The 8,133-nt window shown below is 75.2% G+C and carries 7 protein-coding genes and 2 pseudogenes; 8 read left to right on the plus strand and 1 reads right to left on the minus strand.

The features are described 5' to 3' along the window. From ssd to IE312_RS15515, 7 genes and pseudogenes are all read left to right on the plus strand, one after another. Positions 1-674 (plus strand): septum site-determining protein Ssd (gene ssd, locus IE312_RS40250; RefSeq protein WP_368860008.1); only part of this gene is annotated, 674 nt, incomplete at its 5' end. Next, positions 671-1,951 carry a TadA family conjugal transfer-associated ATPase gene (locus IE312_RS15490; RefSeq protein ID WP_229899808.1) on the plus strand — a complete coding sequence of 427 codons (1,281 nt, stop codon included), beginning with the start codon at positions 671-673 and terminating at the stop codon, positions 1,949-1,951. The genes ssd and IE312_RS15490, both read left to right, overlap by 4 nt. A gap of 126 nt (positions 1,952-2,077) precedes the next feature. Next, complete coding sequence (locus IE312_RS15495) at positions 2,078-2,941, plus strand: type II secretion system F family protein (protein WP_189982138.1); 864 nt, start codon at positions 2,078-2,080, stop codon at positions 2,939-2,941. A gap of 222 nt (positions 2,942-3,163) precedes the next feature. Then, positions 3,164-3,943 (plus strand): type II secretion system F family protein, encoded by a 780-nt coding sequence (locus IE312_RS15500; RefSeq protein ID WP_189982140.1) that lies wholly within the window; start codon positions 3,164-3,166, stop codon positions 3,941-3,943. Positions 3,944-4,023: 80 nt separating this feature from the next. Next, complete coding sequence (locus IE312_RS15505; RefSeq protein WP_229899810.1) at positions 4,024-4,224, plus strand: DUF4244 domain-containing protein; 201 nt, start codon at positions 4,024-4,026, stop codon at positions 4,222-4,224. A 22-nt stretch (positions 4,225-4,246) separates the two neighbouring features. Next, entirely contained in the window at positions 4,247-4,597 is a 351-nt protein-coding gene (locus IE312_RS15510) for a TadE family type IV pilus minor pilin (RefSeq protein WP_189982282.1), read from the plus strand. A gap of 284 nt (positions 4,598-4,881) precedes the next feature. After that, positions 4,882-5,229 (plus strand): annotated as a pseudogene (locus IE312_RS15515) (Rv3654c family TadE-like protein); the annotation flags it as partial. Between the two features lie 136 nt (positions 5,230-5,365). On the opposite strand, the gene IE312_RS15520 reads toward IE312_RS15515, so the two are convergent. Further along, a complete protein-coding gene (locus IE312_RS15520) occupies positions 5,366-7,927 on the minus strand; it encodes a DEAD/DEAH box helicase (protein WP_229899812.1) in 2,562 nt (853 codons plus the stop codon). Positions 7,928-8,009: 82 nt separating this feature from the next. Between IE312_RS15520 and bldG the strand changes: the two are divergent. Next, positions 8,010-8,133: pseudogene (bldG, locus tag IE312_RS40255) on the plus strand (anti-sigma factor antagonist BldG); the annotation flags it as partial.

Consider the following 8,133-nt stretch of genomic DNA (forward strand, 5'->3'; position numbering starts at 1 on the left):
CGTCCACGCTGGCGTGCGCGCTGGCCGTCACCTCCGCGCGCGAGGGACTGCGCACACTCCTGGTGGACGCCGATCCGCTCGGCGGCGGACTCGACGTACTGCTCGGCGGCGAGAGCGCCGAAGGGCTGCGCTGGCCCGCCTTCGCCGCCTCCCGCGGCCGGGTCGGCGGCGGTGCCCTGGAGGAGTCGCTGCCCGAGCTGCACTCCCTGCGCGTGCTCAGCTGGGACCGCGGCGACTGCGTCGCCATTCCCCCGCCCGCGGTCCGCGCGGTGCTGGCCGCCGCCCGGCGGCGTGGCGGCACGGTCGTGGTCGACCTGCCCCGCCGTCTCGACGACGGGGTCGCCGAAGCCCTCGCCCAGCTCGACCTCGCCCTGCTCGTCGTCCCGGCCGAACTGCGGGCGCTCGCGGCGGCCGGCCGCGTCGCCTCCGCCGTGGGCATGGTCGTCCGCGACCTGCGGGTGGCGGTCCGCGGACCGTACGCACCCGGGCTGGACGGCCACGAGGTGGCCCGGTTGCTCGCCCTGCCGCTGGCCGGTGAGGTGCCCGTCGAACCGGCGCTGCTGCGCCCGCAGGGCGGCGCCAAGCCGCCGGGCGCGACCGGACGCGGCCCCCTCACCCGCTTCTGCACGCAGTTCTGGGAGCGCACGCTGATCGAGACGGGAGGCACCCGATGACGCTGCCCGGACTCGACCCGGCCGACGGCGCGGCCCTGCTCGACGGCGTCCGTCGCTGGCTCGCCGAGAGCGGTGCCGAACCCACCCCCGCGCGTGTGGCCCAGGCCCTGCGTGAACAGGGCCGGGTGCTCGGCGACGCCGAGGTGCTCGGCGCGGCCGAACACCTGCGCTCCGAACTCGTCGGCACCGGCCCCCTGGAACCGCTCCTCGCCGACCCGGACGTCACCGACGTCCTGGTCTCCGCTCCCGACCGGGTGTGGGTGGACCGCGGCGGCGGCCTGGAGCTGGCAGCGGTGTCCTTCCCCGACGCGGCGGCCGTACGACGTCTCGCGCAGCGGCTGGCCGCGGTGGCCGGACGCCGACTGGACGACGCCCGGCCCTGGGCGGACGCCCGGCTGCCCGACGGCACCCGGCTGCACGCGGTGCTGCCCCCGGTGGCCGTCGGCTGCACGTGCCTGGCCCTGCGGGTGGTCCGGCCCCGGGCCTTCACCGTGGAGGAACTCGTGGCGGCCGGCACGGTGCCGCCCGGCGGTGACCGCATCCTGCGCGCACTGATCGGGGCGCGGCTGTCCTTCCTGGTCAGCGGAGGCACCGGATGCGGCAAGACGACCTTGCTGAGCGCCCTGCTCGGACTCGTCGGACCGGGAGAGCGGATCGTGCTCGCCGAGGACTCCGCCGAGCTGCGGCCGGACCACCCGCACGTCGTCCGCCTGGAGACCCGGCCGGCCAACCAGGAGGGCGCCGGCCTGGTCAGTCTGGAGGACCTGGTGCGGCAGGCGCTGCGGATGCGGCCGGACCGGCTGGTCGTCGGCGAGGTGCGCGGACCGGAGGTCGTGCACCTGCTCGCGGCCCTCAACACGGGCCACGAGGGCGGCTGCTGCACGGTCCATGCCAACGCCGCCGCGGATGTGCCGGCCCGGCTGGAGGCACTGGCCACGGCCGCCGGGCTCGACCGGGCCGCCCTCCACAGCCAGTTGGCGGCCGCCCTCTCGGTGGTGGTGCACCTCGTACGGGACCGGTCCGGGCGGCGCCGGATCGACGAGGTGCACGTGCTGGAACGGGACGGCACCGGGTTGGTGCGGACGGTACCGGCACTGCGCTGGGACGAGCGCGCGTTCGCGCGGGAGCGGGGCTGGGAGCGGCTGCGGCAACTGCTCGGGGACTCCTGTGGGTTCGAGAGCGCGTCGGCCATCGGTGAGGTCGGGGGTGGAGGTGGCCATGGGGCCGGGGGCGGCCATGAGGCAGGCAGCGACCGTGGGGTTCAGCATGACGGGTGAGGTCCGGCGGATGGGGGCTGACGGATGGGGCCTGCGGAATGGGACCTGGGGGAGCGGGTCTGACGGTGGGTCTGACGGAGGGGGCGTGACGGATGAGGTCTGTGGAGTGGGGGACAGGTGACCGCGATGACCGGTGAGACGTCCATGGGGGCCGCGCTGATCTGCTTCGGTGCGCTGGTCTGGCTGTTGGGCGGGCGGCACCACGGGATCCGGCGGGCACGGCTGCTGCTGGCCGGCGGCGGGACGGTGGCGGCCGGACCGCCAGGCTGGGAACAGGCCGTCGCGGAACTGCGGCGCCGGTGCGGTCGATGGGGAGCCGAGTGGTGGGCGCTCGTCGCCGGTCTCGTGCTCGCCCTGCTGGGCGCCTCGATGATTCCGGTCCTCGCGGGGGCGGCCGGGGTCCCGGTGCTCCGCCGGATGCGGCTGGCCCGGCAGGCCCGGCGGGCCCGGGACCGGAGGGCCGGTGCGGTCATCGCCCTGTGCGGGGCCCTCGCCGGTGAGGTGCGGGCGGGACGGCAGCCCGGGGAGGCGCTGCTGCGGGCCGCGCGGGACTCCGGCGGGCTCGGTGACGCACAGGCCGCCGTGGTGGCGGCGGCACGGTTCGGCGGGGACGTACCCGGCGCGCTCGCAGCGGCGGCGCGGCAGCCGGGTGCGGAGGGCCTGCTCGGACTCGCCGCGTGCTGGCGGGTGGCCGTGGACCAGGGTGCCGGGCTCGCCGCCGGTCTCGACCGGCTGGACGGGGCGCTGCGTGCCGAGCGCGACCAACGAGCCGACCTGCGAGCGCAGTTGTCGGGTCCCCGGGCCACCGCGGTGTTGCTGGCCGCACTGCCCGCGCTCGGCCTGCTCCTCGGGACCGCCATGGGCGCGGACCCGCTGCGGGTCCTGCTGCACAGCGGGCCGGGCCTCGGCTGCCTGACGGCCGGGGCGGTGTTCGAAGCGGCCGGGCTGTGGTGGGCGGTGCGGATCGTGCGGCGGGCGGAGGCGGTGTGAGGGGTGGTGCGGGCGGCAGCCGGTTGGACCTGTGGTCCGGGGAGGGGTGGTGCGGGGCGGCGTGGTCCGGAGGGCGCGGTGAGGGCCCGTGGCGCGGGAGGCGCCGGGTGGTGCGGGCGTGCGACGGGCGGGAAGGGAGGGCGCGGTTGAGACCGACGGTACGCGGGGCGGTGGGCGGTGGGGGTGTCGGGATGACGGGATGACGGAGGAAGGGCGGCCGGTATGAGTGGGGACGTTGTCCACAGGCTGGGGATGGCGATGGCCGTCGTACTGGTCCTGGGCTGGATCGCCCGGCGGACGGAGCTGGCACGGCGGCGGCGCCGGGCGCGGCGCCGGGTGGCTGAGCTGCTGGGGCTCCACGTGCCCACGGCCCGATCGCCGTTCGTCATCCCCGGCGCGGTACGCCGGTGGTTGCCGGCGGCCGGTGCGACGTGTGGTGTGTGGGTGCTGGTCGGTGGGGTCGGCGGGGGGCTGCTCGGGCTGGGTGTCGGTGCGGCGCTGTGGCGGTGGCGGGGCCACCAGGCCGCCGCTCCCGACCAGGAGGTGACCGACACCGCCGGCGCGGTCCGCCAGCTCCCGCTCGCCGCCGATCTGCTGGCCGCCTGTATCGCGGCCGGTGCCGGTCCGGTGATCGCCGCCCAGGCGGTGGGCGAGGCCCTCGGCGGCCCTGTCGGCCGGGCGCTGGCACGCGGCGCGGCGGAGGTCCGGCTCGGCGGTGAACCGGCGGACGCCTGGCGGAGCCTGGCGGCGCTGCCCGGCGCGGATGTGCTGGCGCGACTGCTGCAGCGGGCCGACGAGTCCGGATTGCCCGCTGCCGGCCCTGTCTCCCGTCTGGCGTCGGACGCACGTACGGAATGGGCGCGTTCGGCGACGGCCCGGGCCCGCCGGGCGGCCGTACTGATCTCCGCCCCGGTCGGTCTCTGCTTCTTGCCCGCGTTCATCGCGGTCGGTGTGCTGCCGGTCGTGATCGGGCTTGCGGGCGGGGTGATGGGAGGGAGGTGAGAGGGAGGAGAACGGACCTGCGCACGGACATCGGGTAAGCGCCGACAATGGCGACGCATCAGAGCCTCACGGGGGTTGCAATGTTCAGGAAGATCAGGAAAGCGGCGGTACGGCTGCGCGGGGTGTGCCGCCAGGACACCGGAATGGTGACGTCCGAGTACGCCATGGGGATCATCGCGGCCGTCGCGTTCGCGTTCGTGCTCTACAAGGTCATCAACAGCGGTCAGGTCCAGGCGGAGTTGCAGGACATCGTGAAGAAGGCGCTCAGTGCGCGGATGTGAGCGGGGCGGTGACCGGGGGTTCGTGACCGCGGAGGCGGCCGTGGTGCTTTCCGTGCTGGTGGCGTTCACGATGGCGCTGGTCTGGGGGCTGCTCGTGGTGGCGGCGCAGATCGAGTGCGTGGACGCGGCCCGCGCGGGCGCCCGGGCCGCCGCCCGTCAGGACCCGGCCGACGCCGTGGTGACGGTGGCCCGGGACGCGGCGCCACGGGGAGCACGGGTGAACGTCGCCCGCGAGGGCGACCGGGTCCGCGTGACGGTGGTCGCCAGACCACCGGTGCTGAGCGGGCTGCCGTTCGAGGTACGGGAGGAGGCCGTGGCCCTCGCCGAGGACGCGGTAGGGGCATCGCGAGGAGCAGGGGAGGCGGGACGGTGATGCGTAGGAGTGGGGGACGGGCGCAGTGGTGTGCCGGTGTCCGGCGGTGGTTCGGATGGACGGGAGGTCAGCGTCGGTGGCGGAACGGCAGCCAGGGCGGCGGTGAGGCGCCGGGCAAGGGGCCTGGGTGCCCGGGGCGGGGGCGGGGGCGGGACTCCGGTCGAGGGTCCGTGATGGGGCCCGGCCGGGGGTCCTGGCGAGGGCCCGGTCGGGGGTCCTGCGAGGGGGCCGGCCGGGGGTGCGATCGGCGGGCTGGTCGAGGGCGCGATCGCAGAGCGGATCGAGGGGGTGACCAGGGGTCCGCCACCGTTTGGAGCCTGGGGGCGATCACCGTGTTGTGCGTGGTGTTCGGCGCCGTGCTCGCGCTCGGGCAGGCCGTCGTCGTACGGCACCGGGCGGCCGGTGGCGCCGACCTGGCCGCGCTCGCGGCGGCGGATGCCTGGGCCGAGGGCGGCGCGGCGGCCTGTGCCCGGGCCGAGAGGCTGGCGGCGGCCCAGGAGGTGCGGTTGGTGCGGTGCGCGATCGTGGGCGACACGTCGGACGTGACGGCGGCCGCGGGCCGAGGGCCGTTCACGGCGGAGGTCAGGGCGAGAGCGGGACCGCCCGGAGCGCCGGGTCCGCTGCCGCGCGGGACACCCGACGGGTCGACGACCGCACCGCCCGCCGTCCCGCGTGAGCCTGACACGGCGGTGCCGGAAGGCGCCGGGAGCCAGTACACCGCCGGCGGCCCCTGGGCATCCGCTCCGGTCCCGGCCCGAGCCCCAGCCCCTAACCGGCCTTCCCGTCCCCCTCCGGCCCTTCCGACTCCTCCGGCCCTTCCGACTCCTCCGGCCCTTCCGACTTCTCTGGCTTCTCCGACTCCTCGGGCTTCTCCGGCTTCTCCTCCGGGGCCTCGCGCAGGAGCACCGTGAGGAGGCGGACCGCGCCCCTCTTGTGCAGTGGGTCGTTGCCGTTGCCGCACTTGGGGGACTGGATGCAGGACGGGCAGCCGGCCTCGCACTCGCAGGAGGCGATGGCCTCACGGGTGGCCATGAGCCAGGAGCGGGCGGTGTGGAAGGCACGCTCGGCGAAGCCCGCTCCGCCGGGGTGGCCGTCGTAGACGAAGACCGTCGGGAGCAGCGTGTCGGGGTGCAGCGGGACCGAGACGCCGCCGATGTCCCAGCGGTCGCAGGTCGCGAAGAGGGGCAGCATGCCGATGGACGCGTGCTCGGCCGCGTGCAGGGAGCCGCCGAGGATCTCCGGGGTGATCCGGGCCTCGTCCAGCTGGTCCTCGGTGACCGTCCACCACACCGCGCGCGTGCGCAACGTACGAGGAGGGAGGTCGAGTTTCGTCTCGCCCAGTACTTCCCCGGTGATCAGGCGCCTGCGGAGGTAGGAGACCACCTGGTTGGTGACTTCCACCGAGCCGTAGCAGAGGCGGCCGGCGCCCCAGGGGATCTCCGTGTCCGTCTCCAGGATGGAGATGGACGTGGTGTCGCGGGCGACCGTCGAGTACGGGGGATCGGCCTGCTCGACCAGGGCGACGGAGTCCTCCAGGTCCAGCGAGCGGACCAGGTAGGTGCGGCCCTGGTGCAGGTGGACGGCGCCCTCGTGGACCGCGGAGTGGGCGGCGCCCGCGTCGACCGTGCCGAGCAGGCGGCCCGTGCCGGACTCGACGACCTGCACCGGACGGCCGCCCGCGCCGCGGATGTCGGTGAGGTCGGCGGCCCGCTCCCGCCGGGTCCAGTGCCAGGCCTTCGTCCGGCGGCGGAGCAGCTTCGCGGCCTCCAGTTGCGGCAGCACGTCGGCGCAGGCGGGGCCGAAGAGGTCCAGGTCCTCCTCGGTCAGCGGCAGCTCCGCGGCGGCGGCGCACAGGTGCGGGGCGAGGACGTACGGGTTGTCGGGGTCCAGGACCGTCGATTCCACCGGTCGGTCGAACAGGGCCTCGGGGTGGTGGACGAGGAAGGTGTCCAGCGGGTCGTCGCGCGCCACGAGGACCGCCAGGGCGCCCTGGCCGGAGCGGCCCGCGCGGCCGGCCTGCTGCCACAGCGAGGCCCGTGTGCCCGGGTAGCCGGCGATGACGACCGCGTCCAGACCCGAGACGTCCACGCCCAGTTCCAGGGCCGTCGTGGCGGCGAGGCCGAGGAGTTCGCCGGAGTGCAGGGCGCGTTCCAGGGCGCGGCGCTCCTCGGGGGGGTAGCCGCCGCGGTAGGCCGCGACACGCCCGACCAGTGAGCGGTCGACCTCGGCGAGTCGTTCCTGGGCGATCACCGAGATCAGCTCGGCGCCGCGCCGGGAGCGCACGAAGGCGACCGAGCGCACGCCCTGCACGGTCAGGTCGGTCAGCAGGTCGGCGGTCTCGGCGGTGGCGGTCCGCCGAACGGGTGCACCCCGCTCGCCCTGCAGTTCGGTCAGCGGGGGCTCCCAGAGGGCGAACACCAGCTCCCCGCGCGGGGAGGCGTCGTCGGCGACCTCCACGACCGGCAGGCCGGTCAGCCGGCGGGCGGCCACGGCGGGTTCGGCGGCGGTCGCCGAGGCCAGCAGGAACACCGGGAAGGAGCCGTAGCGGGCGCACAGGCGGCGCAGTCGGCGCAGCACCTGGGCGACGTGCGAGCCGAAGACGCCCCGATAGGTGTGGCACTCGTCGATGACGACGTACCTGAGCGACTTGAGGAAGGAGGACCAGCGCGGGTGCGAGGGGAGTATCCCGCGGTGCAGCATGTCCGGGTTGGTGAGGACGTAGTTGGCGTACTGGCGGATCCACTCCCGTTCCTCGAACGGTGTGTCGCCGTCGTACACGGCCGGGCGCACCGAATTGCCGAGGGGTTGTGAAAGTTCCTTCACCGACCGGCACTGGTCGGCCGCGAGCGCCTTGGTGGGGGACAGGTACAGGGCGGTGGCGCCGCGCCCGTTCGGCGCCTCGGCGCCGTCCAGGAGGGTGGACAGGACGGGCACGAGGTACGCGAGGGACTTGCCGGAGGCTGTGCCGGTGGCGACGACCACCGAGTCGCCCTCCAGGGCGTGCTCCGCGGCCAGCGCCTGGTGCGCCCAGGGGTGCTCGATGCCGCACGCCTGGACGGCCGCGATCACCTCGGACCGAATCCGCTCAGGCCAGACGGCATGGCGGCCCGCGCGCGGGGGCAAGTGCTCCGTATGAGTGATGCGCGCAGACCGGCTCGGCCCGGAGGCGAGTCGGTCGAGGACCGTGCCCGGAGACGGGCGGGAGGCCGCGTGGGCCTGGGGTCGATCGGATCGGTGATTCTTGGCCATCGGCACCGAGTGTGTCACTGGCGTGACGGACAATGGAGTCAAGGCGTCGTGCACGCCTGCCGGTAAGTGATTGAATGCCATCGCGGCTGGCGTAGCGTCCCGGGGGCCGCAAGCCGAGGTGCCCGAGGGGCGAACCGCTCGATAGCAAGGTGCTGGAGGATCCGTGGACCTGTCCCTGTCGACCCGTACCGTCGGCGATCGTACGGTCGTCGAGGTCGGTGGCGAAATCGACGTATATACCGCGCCCAAGCTGCGCGAGCAGCTGGTCGAGCTGGTGAACGACGGGA

Origin of the sequence: Streptomyces capoamus, from assembly GCF_014654935.1 — a bacterium.
GTDB classification, from domain to species: domain Bacteria; phylum Actinomycetota; class Actinomycetes; order Streptomycetales; family Streptomycetaceae; genus Streptomyces; species Streptomyces capoamus.

Bases quoted from the DNA above. Each gene is read 5' to 3' on its own strand.
- IE312_RS15500 (WP_189982140.1), top strand. From the start codon at position 3,164: ATGAGTGGGGACGTTGTCCACAGGCTGGGGATGGCGATGGCCGTCGTA.
- IE312_RS15520 (WP_229899812.1), bottom strand. From the start codon at position 7,927: ATGGCATTCAATCACTTACCGGCAGGCGTGCACGACGCCTTGACTCCA.
- IE312_RS15495 (WP_189982138.1), top strand. From the start codon at position 2,078: ATGACCGGTGAGACGTCCATGGGGGCCGCGCTGATCTGCTTCGGTGCG.
- IE312_RS15505 (WP_229899810.1), top strand. From the start codon at position 4,024: ATGTTCAGGAAGATCAGGAAAGCGGCGGTACGGCTGCGCGGGGTGTGC.
- IE312_RS15490 (WP_229899808.1), top strand. From the start codon at position 671: ATGACGCTGCCCGGACTCGACCCGGCCGACGGCGCGGCCCTGCTCGAC.